This is a genomic window from Acidithiobacillus sp. HP-2, assembly GCF_015100155.1.
Classification (GTDB): domain Bacteria; phylum Pseudomonadota; class Gammaproteobacteria; order Acidithiobacillales; family Acidithiobacillaceae; genus Acidithiobacillus.
This window is the reverse complement of the sequence record NZ_JACKZA010000024.1, coordinates 14,631-35,881: the sequence shown is the minus strand read 5'-3', so window position 1 is coordinate 35,881 and position 21,251 is coordinate 14,631. Positions and strand designations below refer to the sequence as shown.

The 21,251-nt window shown below is 49.0% G+C and carries 23 protein-coding genes, 2 tRNA genes and 1 pseudogene; 11 read left to right on the top strand and 15 right to left on the bottom strand.

Translation table 11 applies throughout. The annotated features are described in order from the left end of the window. From H7F11_RS14980 to H7F11_RS14965, 4 genes and pseudogenes are all read right to left on the bottom strand, one after another. Positions 1-235 (bottom strand): annotated as a pseudogene (locus H7F11_RS14980) (transposase family protein); the annotation flags it as partial. Between the two features lie 3 nt (positions 236-238). Next, complete coding sequence (locus H7F11_RS14975; protein ID WP_193651638.1) at positions 239-439, bottom strand: hypothetical protein; 201 nt, start codon at positions 437-439, stop codon at positions 239-241. A gap of 414 nt (positions 440-853) precedes the next feature. Continuing rightward, positions 854-3,247, bottom strand: coding sequence for a relaxase/mobilization nuclease domain-containing protein (locus H7F11_RS14970; RefSeq protein ID WP_193651637.1), 2,394 nt, complete (start codon positions 3,245-3,247; stop codon positions 854-856). After that, positions 3,231-3,671: a hypothetical protein gene (locus H7F11_RS14965; RefSeq protein WP_193651636.1), complete on the bottom strand. Its 441-nt coding sequence runs from the start codon at positions 3,669-3,671 to the stop codon at positions 3,231-3,233. Before H7F11_RS14965 ends, H7F11_RS14970 begins: the two co-directional genes overlap by 17 nt. Before the next feature lie 611 nt (positions 3,672-4,282). Here H7F11_RS14965 and H7F11_RS16860 point away from each other — a divergent pair. Both H7F11_RS16860 and H7F11_RS16855 read left to right on the top strand, forming a co-directional pair. Beyond that, complete coding sequence (locus H7F11_RS16860) at positions 4,283-4,462, top strand: hypothetical protein (RefSeq protein WP_227485554.1); 180 nt, start codon at positions 4,283-4,285, stop codon at positions 4,460-4,462. Positions 4,463-4,509: 47 nt separating this feature from the next. Beyond that, positions 4,510-4,755: a transposase family protein gene (locus tag H7F11_RS16855; RefSeq protein ID WP_227485553.1), complete on the top strand. Its 246-nt coding sequence runs from the start codon at positions 4,510-4,512 to the stop codon at positions 4,753-4,755. Between the two features lie 133 nt (positions 4,756-4,888). Here the strand turns inward: H7F11_RS16855 and H7F11_RS14955 are convergent, their stop codons facing one another. Beyond that, positions 4,889-5,812 (bottom strand): nucleotidyl transferase AbiEii/AbiGii toxin family protein, encoded by a 924-nt coding sequence (locus H7F11_RS14955; protein ID WP_193651635.1) that lies wholly within the window; start codon positions 5,810-5,812, stop codon positions 4,889-4,891. Beyond that, on the bottom strand, positions 5,809-6,354 hold the full coding sequence (gene abiEi / locus H7F11_RS14950; protein WP_193651634.1) for a type IV toxin-antitoxin system AbiEi family antitoxin: 546 nt from the start codon (positions 6,352-6,354) through the stop codon (positions 5,809-5,811). Before abiEi ends, H7F11_RS14955 begins: the two co-directional genes overlap by 4 nt. A gap of 580 nt (positions 6,355-6,934) precedes the next feature. Here abiEi and H7F11_RS14945 point away from each other — a divergent pair. Both H7F11_RS14945 and H7F11_RS14940 read left to right on the top strand, forming a co-directional pair. After that, positions 6,935-7,011, top strand: a tRNA-OTHER gene (locus H7F11_RS14945). Positions 7,012-7,036: 25 nt separating this feature from the next. After that, entirely contained in the window at positions 7,037-7,786 is a 750-nt protein-coding gene (locus H7F11_RS14940; RefSeq protein WP_193651633.1) for a hemerythrin domain-containing protein, read from the top strand. A 13-nt stretch (positions 7,787-7,799) separates the two neighbouring features. Here H7F11_RS14940 and H7F11_RS14935 read toward each other — a convergent pair whose 3' ends face one another. Next, positions 7,800-8,573: a PstA family ABC transporter permease gene (locus tag H7F11_RS14935; protein WP_227485559.1), complete on the bottom strand. Its 774-nt coding sequence runs from the start codon at positions 8,571-8,573 to the stop codon at positions 7,800-7,802. On the opposite strand from H7F11_RS14935, the gene H7F11_RS16850 reads away from it, so the two are divergent. Further along, on the top strand, positions 8,572-8,733 hold the full coding sequence (locus tag H7F11_RS16850) for a hypothetical protein (RefSeq protein ID WP_227485551.1): 162 nt from the start codon (positions 8,572-8,574) through the stop codon (positions 8,731-8,733). The genes H7F11_RS14935 and H7F11_RS16850 overlap by 2 nt on opposite strands. An 81-nt stretch (positions 8,734-8,814) precedes the next feature. On the opposite strand, the gene tnpA is transcribed toward H7F11_RS16850, so the two are convergent. Continuing rightward, positions 8,815-9,246, bottom strand: coding sequence for an IS200/IS605 family transposase (tnpA, locus tag H7F11_RS14930; RefSeq protein ID WP_193649316.1), 432 nt, complete (start codon positions 9,244-9,246; stop codon positions 8,815-8,817). Between the two features lie 200 nt (positions 9,247-9,446). Here tnpA and H7F11_RS14925 point away from each other — a divergent pair, with 200 nt between their 5' ends. From H7F11_RS14925 to H7F11_RS14900, 6 genes are all read left to right on the top strand, one after another. After that, positions 9,447-9,617: a hypothetical protein gene (locus H7F11_RS14925; RefSeq protein WP_193658220.1), complete on the top strand. Its 171-nt coding sequence runs from the start codon at positions 9,447-9,449 to the stop codon at positions 9,615-9,617. 475 nt (positions 9,618-10,092) lie between these two features. Continuing rightward, a complete protein-coding gene (locus H7F11_RS14920; protein ID WP_193651631.1) occupies positions 10,093-12,276 on the top strand; it encodes an ESPR-type extended signal peptide-containing protein in 2,184 nt (727 codons plus the stop codon). 56 nt (positions 12,277-12,332) lie between these two features. Continuing rightward, entirely contained in the window at positions 12,333-12,860 is a 528-nt protein-coding gene (locus tag H7F11_RS14915; protein WP_193651630.1) for an OmpA family protein, read from the top strand. Positions 12,861-12,933: 73 nt separating this feature from the next. Further along, entirely contained in the window at positions 12,934-14,037 is a 1,104-nt protein-coding gene (locus H7F11_RS14910) for a DUF2827 domain-containing protein (RefSeq protein WP_193651629.1), read from the top strand. An 11-nt stretch (positions 14,038-14,048) separates the two neighbouring features. Next, on the top strand, positions 14,049-15,167 hold the full coding sequence (locus H7F11_RS14905) for a DUF2827 family protein (protein WP_193651628.1): 1,119 nt from the start codon (positions 14,049-14,051) through the stop codon (positions 15,165-15,167). Positions 15,168-15,180: 13 nt separating this feature from the next. Further along, entirely contained in the window at positions 15,181-16,299 is a 1,119-nt protein-coding gene (locus H7F11_RS14900; RefSeq protein WP_193651627.1) for a DUF2827 domain-containing protein, read from the top strand. 353 nt (positions 16,300-16,652) lie between these two features. On the opposite strand, the gene H7F11_RS14895 is transcribed toward H7F11_RS14900, so the two are convergent. The 7 genes from H7F11_RS14895 to H7F11_RS14865 form a co-directional block, all read right to left on the bottom strand. After that, positions 16,653-16,728, bottom strand: a tRNA-Ala gene (locus tag H7F11_RS14895). A 46-nt stretch (positions 16,729-16,774) separates the two neighbouring features. Continuing rightward, complete coding sequence (locus H7F11_RS14890) at positions 16,775-17,545, bottom strand: MBL fold metallo-hydrolase (protein WP_193651626.1); 771 nt, start codon at positions 17,543-17,545, stop codon at positions 16,775-16,777. Then, positions 17,542-18,315, bottom strand: coding sequence for a TatD family hydrolase (locus H7F11_RS14885; protein ID WP_193651625.1), 774 nt, complete (start codon positions 18,313-18,315; stop codon positions 17,542-17,544). Before H7F11_RS14885 ends, H7F11_RS14890 begins: the two co-directional genes overlap by 4 nt. Before the next feature lie 143 nt (positions 18,316-18,458). Then, complete coding sequence (gene rlmB / locus H7F11_RS14880; protein WP_193651624.1) at positions 18,459-19,208, bottom strand: 23S rRNA (guanosine(2251)-2'-O)-methyltransferase RlmB; 750 nt, start codon at positions 19,206-19,208, stop codon at positions 18,459-18,461. Between the two features lie 3 nt (positions 19,209-19,211). Continuing rightward, positions 19,212-19,673 (bottom strand): hypothetical protein, encoded by a 462-nt coding sequence (locus tag H7F11_RS14875; protein WP_319803381.1) that lies wholly within the window; start codon positions 19,671-19,673, stop codon positions 19,212-19,214. A gap of 7 nt (positions 19,674-19,680) precedes the next feature. Continuing rightward, a complete protein-coding gene (locus tag H7F11_RS14870; protein WP_010640203.1) occupies positions 19,681-20,100 on the bottom strand; it encodes a hypothetical protein in 420 nt (139 codons plus the stop codon). 92 nt (positions 20,101-20,192) lie between these two features. Next, entirely contained in the window at positions 20,193-21,230 is a 1,038-nt protein-coding gene (locus H7F11_RS14865; protein ID WP_193651623.1) for an AI-2E family transporter, read from the bottom strand. Positions 21,231-21,251: the final 21 nt, after the last annotated feature.

Sequence of the window (21,251 nt, the reverse complement as noted above, 5' to 3'; positions counted from 1 at the left end):
GTACACGGGCATGGMGATAGGCTTCATGCTGGAAGAAATCCATGTGCCGCCAGGTATGGTCACGGGTATCATGTACCGGACACTCCTCACCACAGACGGAGCAAGCAAAGCGACTACCTTTGGGAAAGTTGATGTGCAGATCCAGGCGTTTCTCCTCCACCGTGAAAGTCACATGATCCACCAACCACGGCGGAACCAATCCTAACGCGAGAGAAAACAGCTCTTCAGGGACCATCAGCTAACTCCTATTCAGGGCACGACCGCTCCACAGCATTCTACCCCCTACCCACTCAATCTGACGAAGAGCCTCTTTATCTCCAAACCTTTTTTTATAGGGTATTGCCATTTTTTTTGCCAGAGGCATGTAATCAATAATCTGTGCGTTCTTAGAGATATCGAATATTTTTTTATCTTTCACTGCTTGTCCTTCTGAACTCATTTTTTATAACCACGAAGACAGACATGTCCTCATATCTAGGGCTCATTAATGAGATGACCACTGTGTATAGGTTATCCTTAAGTCATCTTCAATATTCTCATTAAACGCAGCCAATAAAAACCCCTGCAGCAAGCTTCGGGGTATTCTCCAGCTACCATAGCGTCAGTTGGTCGTCGTTACGCTTTTACTTGTGAAGCTTCTTATAGGCATTTTCTTCTTACGCTGGGGCTATCGACCTTGCCCGACGATACGGGCATCCTCTTTTCGATACCCTGTACCATGCGTTGGCGCTGCTTCATCTGGAGACGACGCTGGTGACTGCCGACCGACGATATTTCATCCAGGCGTAAAAAGAAAGACACATCATTTTGTTAGAGGATTTTTGAGGAAATGAAACGCTTGCTGACCGGTGCCTTACCCGTCATATAGATCCAAACGTTCCTGTAACGTTTGGGTCTCGAGAGCGGCCGGGGCGACGTGTATTTCATCCTCCATTATAAATTCTCCTTCTTGAGGCGCTTCAAGTTCTCCTTCTTGAGGCGTTTCTCCCATAGGTGCCAATAGGTTATGTGGATCGGGCAAGGTGCCCGCTTTCCATGCCTCGGCAAGGTCTTTTGAACCAACGGGTGGCATCCAAGCGATGACCTTTTCACAACCCAAATCACACAGTTTTTCGATCTGCCGTGCATGGGCAGCATCGGTTTTGGCCTGGGTCTCTGGATCTTTCTCATGATCCATGGCCACGTAAACCGATTCGGCTTTTTTCAGCCGCTGCTGCACATGTGGCTGGTCTAAAAACGATTGCACACCCGCCCCGCCAGAAACGATGATGCAGGGGATTGGCTTCTGATAGGCCTTGTGCCATTCAACAATGGCCAGGGCATCCATACCGCCTTCCACGACCCAGACAAAACTTGGATCATCCCCATCCCAAATGGCCGGGTACGCCTTATTGGAGTGCCGCACATCAATCTTCGTGAGCTGTTTTTCACCATCAAATGACTGGATCGGTTGCGTCAGCCGAACCGTCATTGATCGCAATTGGCCGTTATCGCCAAGGCCACAAAAAGCTGCAGACGGAACCCCGTTATAATCCACAAAACGTAAGAAACCTGCCCCTTGGGCACGGAGGATAGTCTTATGGCTGATACCGCGCTCCTCCAGATAGTGCCTCACCGGATCCGCATTACGACAGATTGGGGGTGCTGTCGGAAAACGATCCATCGGAGACCATTCTTTTGCTTGTGCCGGAACCAACCGGCTACCTGAAAGATCAACAATGGCTTGCTGAAAACGCAATCCCATTTCATCGGTGCAGAAAGCAATGGCGTCACCGCCTCTACTGTGATCCCAGGTACACCAGACGTAATGACCATCCGGCTGTTTCGTTACGCGGTAACGATCGTCAATAATCCAGTTTTTCACCCCGTCTTTTTTGACCTCTAACCCCACCGATTTCATGTAAGCCACCAAATCGGCCATGTGTGCTGTATCCCGCACTTGTTGATATTCCACCAGCCTATCCGGTGAATCCTGCTTTTGTTCTTTAGCCCGACGCTTTGCCGCAGAGGCTTTTTTGAAGCGACTATTCCAGTCCGTTACAGTAACATTCCCAGAATCATCACGATCACGATCAACGAGAGGATGGCAGTGGATGTCACCGCCATCCAAAACCACATCGTCATTTGTTGAAGCTGCTCCTGTATCTCTTCGTTGTCCGTCTGTAGATCCTGAACTTCCGTCTGCAAATCTTTCGCCTTCTGGCGAATTTCGCTGTCCATCGATTTGGTCATTCGTTCCTGCAATAACCGCATCGCCTCGGCAATCAGTGGCTCCATGATCGCCCGTTGGGTATCCAGCCCTTGATCCAAGGCTTGTGCCATTTCCTCCATCGGCTCCAGACTTTCGGTTATCCGGTCGGCTATCGCTTGCGGTAATGCCTGCAATACCGTCAGCGTTTCCAATGTCGTTTCTGACAACTGACTTGCGCTTGGCAAGTTCTTCAAAGTCTCTATCTTGCGCATAATCCACCACCCTCGATAATCTTGACCATTTATATTTATCACCCAGACTGGAACCCTTGAAACTCAGCCCACCATACGAAAATGAAAAGCCGTTCATTTTTCCGGTAGCGGCCAAATTCGCCACAACACCCACCCCATTTGCCTCCAGAAACTCCACAAATTGCATGATAGGCTGTGGTTCTTTCATGGCTTCATTGAGCAAATCCTGAAGGACCAATCGCGGCGCTTTTACGCCCAACCTCAGCCCCTTTTCCATCTCCCCCTTTTTAGGTGCTTTAATATCCGGCATCTTAATCTTCCCATCGTCATATTCCTGCCCTTTGGTAATCGTCAAAAGGTGGTCAACCTCAAGCGCTTGAATAATCCTTGTGGATTCCAGATTTTCGTTTTTACCCAGATATAAAGAACCATCCAGCGCAATTCTGGATGCCACTATATGGATATGTTGGCCGTCATCGTCATCATGTAAAACATAGCAACGGAGGTGCAAATCGCTAAAACCCATCTCGTTCATGTAGTCATCAGCGATTTTTACCCATTGTGCATGCGTTATAGATTCGCCCCAAGGAAGCCTCAAACTGTTATGCCAAACTGGTTTCTCAATCTCCGGTCGAAGGGATCTGGTCATGCCGAACTCCTGGGCAAGTGTCCTTGGATCAGTCCCTGACAGATTGCCACCCAGCAATAGGCTAGGTTCGCCCTTGTGTTCATCATCACGACCGAAAACATAAGCCAGTACACCACGAAACCCGCGACCGCGCTTAACCTTACGCATGCCCTTCATCGTCGATATCCTCCGACCCATCATCAGAATCTTCACAAACCCCTATCAATTCACGGCGCAATGCCTGAACCTGATCAAGCAAATCCTCCAGAAAGTGCAATGGGATAGGGTCTGATTTTGTGTAATGAAGTAAATTCGCATTAATGGCGGCTTGGTACTGGTTCAAATTAGAAATAACCGTAGATAAAGCTGTCCATACTTCCCGATTAATGGCCGGAATAGTCAGAGGCAATTTTCCAATGCCTAACATGCGCAACCACGCCGCACGCTGATATGGACCACGAGCGGCATTAAGTTCCGCCAGTTCAGAATCATTAAGTCGAACGTTCACGGAATGGACGCGCTTCAAAGCTGGATCTAATGGCACCGGACCATGACGACGATTTCGAGAAATATCTACAGCAATAACAGAATTTGTATCCATAATAAACTCCATTTTCAGCACACCAAACATAGTGCAGGGGTGCGGGGGTGTCGGGGGTATCCCATGACCAAGAATAAACAAGCGTAGCGCAGGTTAGCTCTTGCTCCTGAAAATAACCCCCCTCATAAATTCATGATACACAGATAAGATACACGAACAATAGAGACATTCGAAACATACGCATATGCTATTCTGAGGAAATCTTAATATCGCTTAAAAATATTGATTTGAATTAAACCGATAGAGAAATTCTGAGCATCATGCTATCGAACCATTACAGATTTCATACTCAAATAAGGTGTGAAAAATTTGCACCATCTTTCTCGACGAAATTTCATGTAAAATAGTGCAAAATGCATTCCTTTTTTTATGCAGATTAATTGCTTGTGAATAGCATTGCATTTTCATCATTGAGCATAAAAATGGACCACACTCACTCTCCCCGCCGGAAAAAACACCCCTTGGGGTCGACGCCGTAGGCGGCGGGGGGCTATATGTAAAGCCATGACAAAAGCATACACCGGAAAATTAAAACGCTTGGCTCGAAGACGATTGTTATTTGTGTGGCCCTAAAATTCCTGCCGTCGCCTGGTATTTCATAGAGCATAGAAATGGTTGGTCGTGCGCAGACTGACGATGGAAGGGAGGAAGATGCTTCGCCTAATGTCGGTTCGTCTGCGCAAACAATCCACGCGTCCAACTGGATAGAGCTGGGATTGACCCAAGGCTATCGACGCACCCCAAACGGGTCTTTATCCGGCCCCTGGTACGTGACCCTCAAGCCCGCCTGACCCATCCGGACTACACCCACCTGCAACTCACTGGAGCCCCCAATCGCATGCTCAAAGCTGAAGAAATGCGCGCTTTACCGCTCTGCTTCTCGGAGATCAAAGACCCTCGCAGGCCTCAAGGAAGACGACATCGTTTATCGGTCGTGCTGGGGATCGCCGCCGGTGCCACGCTCTGCGGCATGTCCGGTTACAAGTCCATGGCGGACTGGGCCATGGACTGGGGCAAGCCGCCCGAGAGCGTTTCGGCTGCCGGCGCGAGAACAAACGTTATGTCGTTCCCAGTGAATTTGTGATCCGCGATTGCCTGGTGCGGGTGGAACCGGGAACCTTGGATCGGGCACTCAATCTCTGGAATCAGTCTTGGGACAACCGGCGGACAGCGCCTTGGTCAATCCAGTTGCTCCCTCAATGCGACGAGTAGCCCGCTTATAGCTGAGTAGGCATTTTCTGTTCACGTAGCACCCTTTCCAGTAAGGTGTTCACTGACTGGGTAAAGTAGCCCTCGTATCCAGGCATCCCAAAGATCTTTTCATGTTTGGACCGTTCTACAAATCGGCTCATTTGTTGGCGAAACGCATGGCTGGCCGCTATTTCAGGGATCTGTGAAATAGCATGATCCAACAATCTTGGAAATTCCTGAATGCCGTAATCAGCCACCTTTTTCCAGACCATCTCCATATCGACTTCGGCACCTTGTCCTGTCAGCCAGGCGATGTCCCAAATATCCCGATAGCGAATTCTCGCGGCGGTGTCGGCGATCCCATATTCATCTATTTTTGCGATAGAGGTTGGCAGTGCGACTAACTTGTCGGCCAAAATCTCATGAATGGATTCAGCAACGACCAACGTCGGACTCACCCCATCCAAAACAGAATAATTCATCCTTAATGGCACCACTTCTCTGGTGTAGGCCGGGATATTGGCGATTTCCAGTTTGATTTTCTGTCGCGGCAAATCAGGGCGTCCCGGGTGCGTTTCTACAGACACCGTCCACTTATCGACCTGGACGTTTTGTCCCTGCTTTGCCGTACGCGGTTCACGAACGGTAACATCCAGACCAAACCGGTCACCCACTCGCTGCGTCACACAAGCCTTGATCTTGCTCACGCTATCAGAGGTAAAAGCCTTTCCTCCCGCGAAATCGAGATCCTCACTAAACCGATCTGAACCACGGCAAAGGCGCAATGACGTACCCCCTTGGAAAACCAGATTTTTCAGTAGCCCCTCAGAATCGAGCGCGTTAAATATCTCGTAATGCAATAGTTCTTTTTCGACAACCGGACGCATGGCATCCAGCCCCCGTCCCGCCATGGCCATATCAACATACCTACTGAAATCTTTGTGCTTCATTCCGTATCATCCAATTCTTCCAGATCAATCATGTCGGTATTTCTACCAACCCGATACAAATCCTGCACGGCGGCCCGCTTTTTAGCGATCCTTAAAGGGCGGCCTTCTACCACAATAGTACGCTCCAGAACTTCCGGGATGCTGCGTTTCGTGTGCGTAAACTCAATGGTTCCAAACGGTGTTTTATGCAAACCACTTGCGCCTGTTGTCATGACGGTCAGGTAGCTTACAGGAACCTGGGAAATGAGCCCATACTCAGAGAGCAAGCTTTCCAATGAAACATAACTGAGCTGCCCTGGTCGTAAAGCCCGTGCCACCGACTCAATGACCCGACCCCCGTTCCGCATCAACGCAGGCGCGTAAACATAGATCCCCCGGGCGGCCTTGATCAGTAACTGATCTTTGACCATGCGCTGCAAGGATTTTCCCATAGCCTTGTCGGTTTCATTCGGAAACATTTTTTCCATATCTCTTTTGGTAAACACAAAGAGATTACGCAGTTCCATATCAGACAATGTGCGCATCAAATCCATCCGATTCATTGGTCTATAGAAAACCCCCTTAAATATAGGTTTTTAGCATACATGATGAAGGTGCATGCCACAACCGCACAAACTTTCATTTGATTGACCCAGGCGTTGATTTCTGCTCAAACCAGTTGATCACCTTTGCTGTTTGACCTGCTCATGCTTCCCGCAGCCAGTTCATAGTGGATGTGGTAGTCACGGACGATCAGGGACAATATGAACCAAAGGACGCACATCCCCAGCCCAGTAAACTTGGGACACAAGGGAAATGGGCAGTGGCGTAGTTCGACAAGATTTTAAACTCACTGTAAAATCTATTCTTGGAGCTGGGTAGTGCCAACTTAAACAACCGCATTGCGGGATGATTTTGTCAGCGACAATTGGGAGGATTATCCCGCTTGAACGTCTATAATCGTTCTTCTCAATAGCGCGAACAAATGCGTGGATTTTTGGCTTAAAATAGATAGAAAATATGGACAATACCATGACACTGAGAACAGGAAACACAAGGAGTATTAGGGAATGACAAGGAACGATGAAGGCTGGTAACTTAATGATATAACTTTAATTTTTAAGTAATATATTGATTAATAAAGCCCAAAAATAAGCGGTTTCAGGACTTAAAATCCCTCGGTTTATACCGTGCCGGTTCGAGTCCGGCCCTGGGCACCATTCTGTAACATCAAGGATACCCTTCATGTCGATTGACTCCATAAACCCTTCCGCTGTGGCCCCTTTGAGTAACGTGATTGATGTGCGCGGAATGACATATACTGAAGCACAACCCGTTGTTTATGCGGCCAGCATTCGTCTGTCCGTCGGGCAAAAAATACAGGTGCTCACAGATTCAGATCCTGCCGCCATGATGCGTGCCGTAGCTTTTCAACTGCGGGATGCCATCTCCTGGCACATGGAAAGCGACGGCAAACTATGGCAGGTCGAAGTTCAACCCCGAGCCGAGGCAGAAGCCAAAGATGTGGTTGATCTGTTAACTTGGGACCATTATCGCCTGGATCATCAGTTTGCTCAGGTTCTTGCTGCAGCCAACGAAAACAGGATTGCTGAGGCTGAGAGTATTTTCAAGGATTACTGGATTGGTCTCCGTCGTCACGTTCATCTGGAAAACAATCTGCTGGGTCCGGTTCTTGGGGGGGGCGAAGAGCAGGGACCCTTGGCAGATATGCTTTTTGAACATGACAGTATTATTGTGCAATCGCGCCTGGTCGAAGAAACCTTTGACGAAAAAGACTATGGTATGCTGCCAGCCATCTGCGCAATGCTTTCCGGCTCACTTGCGAAGCATGAAAACCGTGAAGAAACCACTTTGTTTCCCATTTGGCAGACGACAGATAATAGTGATCGTGGCCGTGCCACTGAACATCTTGCCAGAGCAAAAGAACTTCTATCGGGTTCAGAAGATAGCCAGGTACTGAAGGTTTTTTCCTGAACAACCTGACAGCTTAGCGGTATGCTCCCATCCGCCGCTGGGCTCGTACCATATACCACCGCCCCAGAAGAATGAGTATCAACACTCCGGCGGTAATCAGGAAAGCTGCGGCAAATGCCAACATATGTGATTCTGCAAAAGGCTCGTTGATGAATGTCCAGATAACATAAGTCAAATAGCCGATTGGCTCCTTGGTCAGACTTCCGGTCCACATATAGTTTGACCAGCCAGCGGTATACAAAAGTGGAGCTGTTTCGCCCATGGATAATGCCACCGCATAAAAAAGACCGGTCATAATCGCCGGTGCGGCACCAGGTAGCAGTATCTTGAAAACAATCCGCCCCTCCCCTGCCCCTAATCCATATCCAGCCTCACGAACAGACAAAGGGATGTTACTCAGCGCCAATTCCGTGGAGCGGGCAATGTAGGGAAGGAGCATGACGGTCAGGGTGATGATTCCTGCAGCCACTGAAAACTGCCAACCCAAATAAATGACCATCGTAATATAACCCACGTAACCCAGCACTATGGATGGTACACCAACCAGAACGTCTGAGAGAAACCGCAGCAGCTTGCCAGCATTTCGATGACCATGCTCGCTCAGATAAATGCCTGCAGATATCCCGATGGGTCCAGCCAACAGCAAGCTGCCCAGAGACATGATAATGGAACCTTCAATGGCATTTTTCAGACCACCACCAATACCATTGGTAATTTCTGTCAACAATTTGATATTGAGCGCTGGCCAGGCATGTATGAGCACATCAACAATGATGGAAAGAAACATGGCTGCCAAAAAGACAAAGGACCCTGTAACCATGACAGTAGCAAAAACAGTCCTCAGCCTGCGCCATAAGGATACTTTGAATTTCCTGGGTGTACTCATTTTCGGTAATACCTGCTCTTCCAATACAGTAAATATCTCCCGGCAAAGCCGGGAGCTTTAGTTCGTGAGCCGCTCAAAGCGGCTTAAAACGGGGACGCTAACGCGGCCCCTCAGTTTTGGCGCCACCACTGGGTGGCCCGGATCAACTCCATATGTTCAACTGATCTACTCGTTCATCCTCTTTTTCCTGATGGCGAATATAATCTCGAATCATCGCCTCATCTCTACCCACCGTCGATACAAAATACCCACGCGCCCAAAAATGCTGGCCCACGAAATTACGCTTCCGTTCACCGTAAGTCCGCGCTATATGGATCGCGCTCTTGCCCTTGATGTAACCCACCACACTGGATACTGCGTACTTCGGCGGTATCGAAATCAGCATATGAACATGGTCTACCATCAGATGCCCTTCTTCTATCCGGCTTTCCTTATGCCGGGCCAAAGCCCGAAATACCTCCCCAAGATCATTCCGTAACTGACCGTACAACACCCTACGTCGGCACTTCGGAATAAATACTATGTGATATTTGCACTCCCACTTGCTGTGCCTTAGGCTCAATCCTTCGTCCATCGGTTTCTCCTTCATCGTGTGCTTGGCGGCTCACAACGTCGGTTCTCCGATGGACTCCCCTATATGTCAAACATCTACTGTCACCCCGGCAGAGCCGGGGGATTTCCTATTTTTGGTTAAAGAGCCAGAGTAAAACGCTGACTCTTAGTAAGGTATCCGGTGGAGTCAAGCATAAACACCATGAACAAACCTGAATCAATATGATACGACTTGTCGCGCTCGGTATTGTGGCACAAATCCGTCACAAAGCTATTAAACGGTTGGAACAGGAAGCCGCAATCGTCGCCAGTGAGCCAGGAGCGGTGATTCCCAGCAATCTGGCCACACTCAGAACGCTGAAACAATACGTTACAGAACGCCCTTCACAATGATCGTAGCCATAATTGGCGAAATGTTGCAGCAATTAACAAAAACATCACCAAACCGACTGTTTATTAAAGCACCATACGGCGGTTTTTATCAGTGCATTAGCAATTTGTTAAGTTATAAACTTTATTTTTACTAATTAAATAATATTATAATTTTAAGAGAATTTTTAAGGGTTAATTAAAGTTACATTTTGATTATTAATGGTACATTTTTATTTAAATAAAAAACCTTAAATTTAATTGTGTAGAAATTTATCACATTATTATTTCCATAAAAACAACAAGTAGTTAAAAATATATCAATACCATATTTCTGGCACCAAAAATGCTCACATCTTAAATGCCCTGTTTTTATTTATCAAGGCCAGATGGATAGACCACCGGGGAAATCTTGCATTTAACCGCATGGTATTTTCGGACCACTCTTTGCCTTTCAGGGAGTCGATACAATTACTGCCGCTACACAAGGAGATCTCCGATGAATCATATATACCGTCTGGTTGTAAATCATACGCTGGGTTGTTTACAGGTAGCTTCTGAGCACGCGCGGAGAGGGAAAGGCTCCGGAGGAATAGTTCGTAGTGGATGCGTAGATGGTACCGAAAAGGGTGCATATCCACAGGAAAAGGTTCTGGTGGGTCAGATACTCCAGGCGCTCAGGGGGTGGGTAAGTAAGGACAAGAAGATCATTGTGGTCGCTATGGCTGCAGCGCTTCCGTTGGCTGGTATGAGTCCCATGGCATGGGCTGTTGGTGGGGGTCAAGGTTCGAGTGCCACCATTGATATTCCTCTTATTTATTCAGCTACAGTCGGAGCTACAAATCAGGATTCAGCTGGCAACCTGGCCACTGGGGCCTCCTCCGGGGCCAGCGGGGGCAACAGCACGGCCACCGGGGTCGGCAGCAACGCCAGCAGCGGCGGCAGCAGCACGGCCACCGGGGCTGACAGCACGGCCACCGGGACCCTCGGCACGGCCACCGGGGCTGGCAGCACGGCCAGCGGACTTGAAAGCACGGCCACCGGGGTCGGCAGCACGGCCAGCGGGGAGGCCAGCACGGCCAGCGGGGTCAACAGCACAGCCAGCGGGACCGGCGACATTGCCGTTGGTGGGCTGGCCACCACACAGGTCAGTAGCGGCCCACAGACTAATGGCAATATTGCCATCGGCTCCTCTGCGGCTTACACGAGCGCGAGCGGGACAGGTGATGCAACCACTGCCAATGGCGGCAATTCCGTGGCGATTGGCACAGGGGCGCAGTCCACGGGGAATAACTCTGTGGCGCTAGGCGCGGGTAGCACGGCCGGAGCATCGAATGTGGTGAGCGTCGGCAGCGCCACTCAGACACGCCAAATCACCAATGTGGCGGCTGGTACCGTGAGTACGGACGCAGTCAACGTCAGTCAGCTGAGTTCGCTGAGCACCTCTACCAGTACAGGCATCTCCAGCAATAAGAGCAGCATCGGTTCGCTGAGTACCTCCGCTAGCTCTGGCATCGCCACCAATGCTTCAGGCATAAGCGCGAATACCGCAAAGATCTACACGAATGACGCACTTATCGCAGATAACGCAAACGCTATACTCGCGAACAGCATAAAAATCAGTTCGCTGAGCACTTCTACCAGTACGGGCATCTCCAGCAACAAGAGCAGCATCACCTCGCTGAGCACGTCCACCAGCACGGGCATCTCCAGCAACAAGAGCAGCATCACCTCGCTGAGCAGCTCTACCAGTACCGGCATCAGTTCGCTGAGCACGTCCACCAGTACGGGCATCTCCAGCAACAAGAGCAGCATTACCTCGCTGAGCACCTCTACCAGTACCGGCATCAGTTCGCTGAGCACGTCCACCAGCACGGGCATCTCCAGCAACAAGAGCAGCATTACCTCACTGAGCACCTCTACCAGTACCGGCATCAGTTCGCTGAGCACGTCCACCAGTACAGGTATCACCTCGCTGAACAGTGCCATTTCTGTGGCAGGAATTGGAAAAGGTGCTGCAAAGTATGGAACGGGGGCGATGGCTATTGGTAGAAACGCTAGTGCCGGTTCTGCAACAACCACGGCCAATGGAGCGATTGCCATAGGAGATAATGCGGTCGCGGGAACTGCAGGTTCCGTAGCTATTGGTGAGGGCGCTCAGGCAACGGGCGATCCCACCACTGCGGTGGGTAACAATGCGATAGCCAGCGGCACCAACGCAACCGCTCTTGGTGCCAACACCACTGCCACCGGGACCAATTCTGTCGCGTTGGGCCAGGGATCGGCGGCAAACCGGGCTGATTCAGTTTCGGTAGGCAATGCTCACACCGGGCTCACCCGGCAGATCACCAATGTAGCACCAGGCACTGCCCCCACAGATGCCGTAAACCTCAGTCAGTTGAATCAGTCCGTTGGTAATGCCATTACGCAAACCAACAAATTTGCAGCTTCGGGTATAGCTGCTGCACTGGCCATGCCTGGTTCACCGACCCTTTGCCCTGGTATGGGTTACGTAGGATTACAGACCGGTGAATACGATGGTCAAACTGCAGTCGGTGCGCGGTTCACCTATCAGATGAGCAAACACTGGAATGCCAATATCGGCGTATCTGGTGGCACGGGTGCCTATGGCCATGTTGCGGTCACTGCGGGCGTTGGTTATGCGTTTGGGATTGGCAAGTAATTGGCCGATCGTTCCCCCCGGCGTGAAGCCGGGGGGAACGTATTAGGGAGAATTTCATGAAAAAACTCATAGCTCTATCGATACTGGCACTTGCAGGTTGCGCGCCATACCAAGTTTATTGTCCTTTACATGAATGTAACAAACCAGCAGCAGTACCCGTACCAGTGGTTGCTCCAGTGGTTCGTCCAGACATTGCACCTGTTGAAAAACGAGTTCTGGTTAGCAAGCCGATTACCATTCAAGGTGTCAACTTCAAAGTAAATTCTGCAAAATTACTGGACAGGGATATCACAGTTCTGGATAAGGTAGCAGCATTTGCTCACAAGTATCATTCTGCAGTGCTCACGGTGAATGGATACTGCAGTCATACGGGTAGTTTTGCATACAATCAGCGTCTTTCCGTACGGCGTGCAGAGAGTGTCGCACACTATCTGGAAGCGCGCGGCGTATCCAGCAGCCGGATGATAGTAAGAGGACACTCGTACATGGATCCTGTAGCCAGTAATGCAACACCGCAGGGTCGTTTCAAGAACCAGCGTGTTGAAATTAATTCAACAATCAAAGTTCATAAGCTAGTCAAGTAAATTTTGTCATGGATAATGCTTAGGTCATTATTGTAAGTGCCGCGCATTGCACGGCACTTAATTTGGAGAAAAAATGTTTATCGCCATATCCATAGGTATTCTAAATGAACAGGAATCTTTATGGACAAATGGAATCAAACAAAATGCTTTCTTTTTGGCCAAAGCACTGCGTTATTGCTCATTTGTCGAAGATGTTGTGGTGTTCAACACCACCAGTATTCACAGCCCTACTTACTCTTTTGAAGAAATTTGGGGATTTGGAGACATAAAAGACAGGGCAGACGTAGTCATAGAACTCGGTGGACAAATTAGCGCAGAACAAACTGAGTATTTGAAAAATCGTACATGCAGATTAGTTTCGTACTGCTGTGGATTTGAATACATTCACGTCATGGAATCCATTATATTTGGGCGCGAATTATTTGGAGACAACCTATTTATTAATCCACGTTACGATGCCATATGGATGATACCACAAGTCGAATCAAATAGTCGACCATATTTTGAGGTGTTCAGAAAAATAAAAGGGTACGTTGCCCCCTTCGTCTGGGATCCGTTTTTTTTGGAAGAGGCTAGCTCAAATCTACCCAATAAAGGTTTATGGACCCCACCGGGAAAACCCGCAAGAATAAGCATTCTGGAACCAAATATCGACATTGTAAAGTTTTGTCTTTACCCGATTTTAATCGCAGAACTCGCATTTCGTCAGGATCCAGAAGCGATTGAACTTTTACAGGTAACCAACACAGAACAACTCGCCAATCATTCCAAGGAATTTACCTCCTTGATGTTGCAGTTGGATATTGTAAAAAATTCAAAGGCCGTTTTTACAGGGAGACAGAAGACACCTGTTTTCTTGGCGGAAAATACGGATATTGTTGTTTCACATCAATGGGAAAACCCTCTTAACTATATCTACCTTGAAGCTGCATGGCAAGGCTATCCGCTTGTCCATAATGCTCATTTATGTGCTGATTTAGGGTATTACTATGAAAATAATAATCTGGAAAGCGGTGCAAAACAGCTTCTGGACGCTATTCATAACCATCCAAACCACTATCAAGCATATATTGACAAACAACGATATATCATCCAAAGTTACTTGCCTGGCAATCCTGAAATGACCATGGATTATGAACGCCTTCTGCAGCAACTGAAATCCGTACCATTACGATAAAGTCTATTTTTATGAAAATTGGAATATCTATTTTTGCCGAGGAAAATGATAGCGTCTGGTCTAGAGGTATTAACCAGAATATTTTATATTTAACGATGGCCTTAAAGTCCATCTCGGCAATTCAAGAGGTTTTCCTAATTAATGGGGGCAGCGGCGATGCATTACCTAATGGCTGGCCCGTTCAATGGATGACTCCTCTTGTCAAGCCAGAAGAAGTTACTTATGACCTTGATGTGCTTATCATCATGGGTGCACGATTACCTGAACCCTGGATTCTTAGGCTCCAGGCCTTGGGTAAGAAAATTATATTTTTCGATGTTGGGCACATTTATTCTGGATTGACAGAAAGCGCAATCTATGAAATGCCTGAGCGTGGCTTATATACCACCCCAATGGATGAAACCTGGATTATTCCTTGCCATGAATCAACATGCCGTCCAATGCTTGAGACCATAACTGATAAACCCGTTTTTATCGCGCCACATATATGGTCTCCTGTTGTTCTTGAGGCTTCCATCCATAGCCTCGGAGTAGAAGACAGTTTTGGATTTGCCATCCGGCAATCGATTTCGAACCGATCATGGCGGGTAGCGACCTTTGAGCCGAATATCTCTGTAATAAAAAATTCGTATTTGCCGATGTTGATAGCCGATGGTGCTTACCGCATAAACCCTGATTCCGTAGAACTCATCGCTGCATTCAATACGTTTCACCTCAAGGAGCATCTGACTTTTAATCGGTTAGCCAGTCATCTTGATTTGACAAAAGCGGGAAAAGCTACCTATGAACCTAGATCTGCCTTTGCCGAAGCGGTAAGCTGCTTTCATATAGATGCAATAATATCTCACCAAACCGAGAACGATCAAAACTATCTTTACTATGATGCGATATATGGTGGCTATCCATTAATCCATAATTCGCTATTTCTTAAAAATTTTGATGTTGGGTTTTACTATCCAGAGTTTGAGGCTAAAAAGGGTGTCACAGTACTACTCGATGCTTTTAATAATCGTGATGATGCAGAATATTGGAGCGAATACAACATGCGTAATCAGAAATTATTAGATCACGTTCACCCATCAGCATCGATAAATATAGACGCATTTTCCAGTCTTCTAGGACTAAATTGATCGGAGCCAGTTCATGCAAAAAAATTCGCAATTGCGTATTGGTGTCACTTTGCATTATCGTGACGATCAGCAATCCATATGGGAAAATGGCATTTTCCAAAACTGTTTTTTTTTAATTCAACTTCTAAAAAAGATTCCTGAAGTTGAATTTGCATGCTTGCTCATTGACCGCGAGGAATCGGTTCGGCTTCCCGATGCCCTATGGATGGATACACTCAACCTCTCCGTTCTTGGACTGAATGATGGTATGGAACAACTGAATATTGTCATTGAAATGAGTGCACTACTCCCTGATGAATGGGCACATTCTTTTCGTAACAAGGGTGGACGTTATTATTGGATGAGAGTTGGAAATGATTATTTTTTAGACGTTGAAAGGGCAATCTACAACAAATCTCCGGCTTCCCTCGTTAGCGATAAAGTGTATGATGCTATCTGGACACTTCCAGAATATGAAAAAAGTTGCAAAGATTACTTTGAACTTGCATCCCGTGCTCCAGTATTCATAGTTCCTCATTTATGGACACCCTATTTTCTGGAGCGTGGCATTTCGCAACTACCTGAAAGTCAGAAATATGCGTATATACCTGGCAAAAAGCACTGGCGAATTGCTGTGATGGAACCCAATATGAGCATGGTTAAGACTTCTTTAACCCCTATTCTCGCCATAGAAAAGGCTTACCGGAAGAATCCATTTTTCCTTGAATATGCCCGTATATGTAATGCCTTGATCATTAATAAACATCCCGACTTTATACTTTTTACACAAAGTCTGAATATTGTCAGACATGGTTTAACCAGCTTTGAAGGGCGTTTTCCTACACCTTGGTTTATGTCTAGTGAAGCAGATGCGGTAGTTTCTCATCATTGGGAAAACGGCCAAAATTATCTTTATTATGAACTACTTTATGGAGGATACCCGCTAATTCATAATTCAGCATTTCTTGGCGATTGTGGTTATCGCTATGAAGGCTTTGACGCACATCATGCTGCAAAAAAATTATTGGAGGCCTATCAAACTCACGATCTCAGCGGTGCTGATCGCTTGTTTTCCTGGCGCAAATTAGAAAAAAATCTGAGCAACGACAATGAGGACAACATTACTGCATATAAGAACCTATTTTTCTCGTAAATAGATGTGTATATTTTCTTGAGAAAAACTGACCATTTCAGCAAAACGTGGGGGGCTGAAGTTTCACCGTTTTTTTCGCTGCACAGCGCGTGTATGCAACCAAGCAATCTTTATTTTGAGTTTTTCTGATCTGATTGACCCTGATCCGCAATCATTGAGGTTGACTTCAAAGCAATCACACAGTAAATCGGTAGCGCACTCAGTCAGAACCATACCGCCGATGCCGTCAAGACCCAGCTCCATTTCTGCTTGCTCGCCACTACTTTAACCTGCACAAGTCGGGGTTTTTCAAAAATCCGTCACATTAGACAGAAAAACAAAACGGCTAGATTTCTCTAACCGTTTTGTTTATATGGTGGAGCCAAGCGGGATCGAACCGCTGACCTCTTGAATGCCATTCAAGCGCTCTCCCAGCTGAGCTATGGCCCCGATGACGCGTAATATATGGATTTACCCCGGCACTGTCAAACACTTTTTATAGCGCGGATGCTTGCTCAATCACCATACCATCAAAAGCCGGTACGATATCTGCCGGGAGTTCCGCAGCGAACTGTGCATAATCAATATCATGGGTCATATGGGTGAAAATGGTTTGCTGAGCGGCAATACGACGGGTCCAATACAAGGCTTCCTCGACATTGAGATGCGTCGGATGAGCTTCGTAGCGCAGGCAATCCAGAATCAGTAATTTCAGATTCCTGAGCAGAGCCAGGCTTTCGTCAGGAATCGATTTAAGATCAGTCAGATAGGCTACATCTCCGAAACGGAAGCCAAGGATGCACAATTTACCGTGCATGACAGGAATGGGCGTCACCTTGAGATTGCCGAAAGTCTTTTCAGTATGGAAGCGTTCCATGGATAAAGAAGGTTTTGCCCAGGCCGCGTCGGGTGGCAAAAAACAGTAACGAAAACGACTTTCCAGCTCGCTGGCCGTACGTTCATCCGCATAACAGGGGATGACGATTTTCTGGGCAAAATTAAAGGCGCGCAGGTCGTCAATGCCGTTGATGTGATCCGCATGAAAATGGGTATAGAGCACGGCAGTCAGTCGTTGGACCTGGCCATCCAGCATTTGCTGGCGCAGATCCGGTCCCGTATCCACCAACAACACCGTATCCTCGTGTTCTACCAGAATACTGGCACGACGACGCCGGTTGCGCGGGTCCGTACTTCGACATACCGGACAGTCGCAGGCGATAACCGGGGTGCCAGCACTGGACCCTGTTCCCAGAAAAGTGATTTTCATGCGGCCACCGTCCGGGTAAAAAGATGATGAAAGTTCTCGGTTGTCTGTCGTGCTAGATCTGCAAACGACTCCGCTCGCAACTCAGCCAAAAATTGGGCGACATGACGAACATAAGCCGGTTCATTGCGTTTACCGCGCAGAGGCGTTGGTGCCAGATAAGGCGAATCCGTCTCTACCAGCAGACGATCTGCAGGCAATTTCCGGGCAACAGCCTGTAAGTCCAGAGACTTTTTAAAGGTCACTATCCCGGAAAGGGAAACATAAAATCCCATATCCAGAACAGCACGGGCAAATTCCCAGTTTTCCGTAAAACAGTGGATGACCCCCCCGGAAGCGCGGGCATCTTCGCTCCGCAGTAATCCCAGGGTATCTGCTGCGGCTTCACGGGTATGGACAATAACGGGTTTCCCCGTCGCCTTGGAGGCGGCAATATGCCGGGCAAAGCGTTCCTGCTGCCAGCGCAAATCACCCTCACTGCGAAAATAGTCCAGCCCGGTCTCACCCACAGCGACAACTTTTTCCATCGACAAAGCGGCAAGCAGGTTTTCCATGCTCGGCGTTTCAGCTTCCGGCTCATTGGGATGCACCCCGGCAGCGGCCCATATACCCGTATTTTCAGCCGCCAGAGCCTGTACGCGCGACCAATGTTTTTGCACAACGGCGGCAATCAGGATTTCCTGCACCCCGGCAGCCTGGGCACGTTCGAGAATGGCTGACCGATCTTCTGCAAAATCTTCAAAATCGAGATGGCAATGGGAGTCTACCAGCATTGTTACACCTATTTAGGGTTCTCAGTGTTTTCTGACCGGGTCAGTCTACCAAAATCAGGGCTGCATTTCCCGTTATGGTAAGAACAACAACGGCGCGGGCCAAAGTCGCGGCAAAGCCTCCCGGCTCTCTGCCGTTGTTGGGCTTAAACAATAGCCGACGTTTTCAGACTCTGTCGCTGACGGCTGGCTTCAAAAAGACAAATGCCCGTAGCGACGGACACATTGAGACTTTCAATGGCTCCGGCCATGGGTATGTGCGCCAGATAATCGCAGTGTTCACGCGTCAGGCGGCGCAAGCCCTTTTGTTCCCCACCCATGACCATCACCAGCGGCATGTTCAAATCCAGATCATAAATGCTTTGCTGCGCATCCCCGGCCATGCCGATCAGCCAGAAACCCGCCTCCTGCAAGGCCGCAAGAGCACGGGACAGGTTGGTCACCGTACAGACTGGCAGCCGTGAAGCCGAGCCAGCTGCAGCCTTGCGAACGGTAGCATTTACCGGGCAGGCATTGTCCTTGGGGAGAATGACCGCACTGACTCCAGCCGCCTCAGCGCTGCGCAAGCAGGCACCTAGATTGTGGGGATCCAGCACACCATCCAGCACCAGCAGAAAACCCTGACCATTCAGATCAGCGAGAATATCTGTAAAATCCGGCTCTGGATGCTGTAAAAGCACACCGGCAATACCCTGATGCTTATCCGTGTTGAATTTGCGGGCCAGAGCAGCATGGCGCAACTCATGAACGGGTAAATTCAGAGCCCGGGCCTTTTCCAGAAGAGGTACGATTCTCTCATCTGTGTGCCGCTCCGCAGCTACCCAGATTTCCTCTAACTCACCGGCATCCAGAGCAGCATGGACCGCATGAATCCCATAAAGTTGTTCCTTAGGCAAAAGTCACTCCGTCTTTATTCCCGCCAAAATATCCGGCCGACGTTCAGAGGGAGGGATAGTTGCGAGCCCGATACGCGCAAAAGCGGCCGACTCGGTTTCTGCCGGCAACACATCCCAACCCGGTAAATCCCGACAACAAGCTACCCAGTCGGCGGGACCGGAATGGGCAATTTGCGCAAAACCCCAAGCGGTTTTTTCGACCTGATAAAACTTGACCGGAATGCTTTCGCTACTGATGGCCTCCCGACGTCCGGGTTCATAAGAGACGAAAAGCGCACATGAACCCAGAATCTGATCCCAGCTTTCGGGCGGCAAAACGCCTTCCCTGAGAAACTCCAACCTGGGTACGGGCCAGACGTTGCGGCGCAGAGGACCCGTCCGCTCCAGACGCCAGCCTGAAGCCCTGGCCCAGCTGAGCACCTCGGCTTCAAATGCCAACCAGTCGTCACGTCCGCAAACTGGCACGCGCTACTCAGAAACTGTCGAAAATGTCATCGACAATATTGTCTGCCACCGCGAATCCGGCACCCAGCCCCAATCCGGTCATGACATTTCCCAAAAAGCCGCTACCCATGCCCGGCTGTCCCTGCATGGGCGCATTCCATGGTCGTTGCTGCATATTGGGGTTCATACCCTGCTGGTTCATGCCCTGCATCTGCATTTCCATCTGCTGAATACGCTGAGCCATCTGCTGCATCATCATGCCGACATTCTGCTGTTGTTGCTGAAGACTCATGGCCAGGCTCCGCAGTTCCATGTTGATTTCCCGGGCGGTGATGTTATCCGGAGCCAGGCTGTTCACCCGCCCGGCAACCTGCTGCAGAGCCTGCAGATTATTCTGGGTTTGTTGCTGCAATTGATTGTACTGTTGATCCAGCATTGTGTAGTCCATGATACGCTCCTGCTTCACGAGAAAACCTGATCATTAGATGGTCAAAATGAGTATATGTTCCTGCCGCATGTATTGCCGACACAAGCGAAAATTCATTCCTGGAGTCTTATGCGGCGCTCCCAGGCTCGCCACACACCGCGCGCCAGCAGTACCAGAATAGGGCCGATAATCAACCCGATCAAGCCAAAGGCTTCGGCTCCACCGAGGATACTGAAAAATACCAGAAAAAAAGGCGCCTGCGTCTGAGACCCGGTCAGTAACGGTCGAACAATCAGGTCAGCCACCGTGATCACGAAAAACCCCCAACCCAGCACGGCTAGTCCGGCTATCCAATGACCCGTAAAAGCCAGCCAGATGGTGGCAGCACCCACTACAGCGGTAGCCCCAAACGGTAAAGGTGAAATGAGCGCAGTAGCCACCAGCCAAAGGGGCCAAAGTGCCAATCCCGCCAGAGCATAGGCAATACCGATAAACATGCCTTCAATGACTCCGACCCCAATCAGGCCGATCAATACGGAACGTGCCGCATCCCGGCAGGCCGCCAAAAAACGGTCTCCCCGATCCCGTCCCCAAAGCTGGGTGGTTCCCAGTCGCAAGGCTTCGGTAATACGCTCACCATGCAAGGCCAACGCGAATACCGTCAGGGCGGCGAAAAAGGTGTGCAGGGTAAATATCCAGAGCTGATTGAGAGAATCCGTAATAATGCTGGCATGGGCACTGATAAACGAAGACAAATAGGCCCCATTCAGTGAACTCAGATGATAGCGCAGCCAATGCCCGATATAGGGAATTTGCATCACTTCAGGGGGAACCATCACCAGTGAATCTCCGGACTGCCAGCGGGCAATCAGCAAGGCCACCTTGGGCAAAATGGTATCCACAATAATGACCGAAGGAATAATGATGATGGCCACCCAGGCGATGGCATGCACCAATGATCCCAACCAGCGTGGCAAATGAAAAGCCCGCTCCAAACGCAGTTGCCAGGGCCAGCCCACCGTGGTCAATACCGCCCCCATCAACAAAGGTCCAGCGAATGGACTCAGGGTATAGGCAGCTCCGGCATAAATCAGCAGCAGCAAGCCCAGGCCCCAAAGCGCGTAGCGAGAATTTTCCTGTTCTTTAGGCACCGGCTTCCTCGGGGCAGCTAC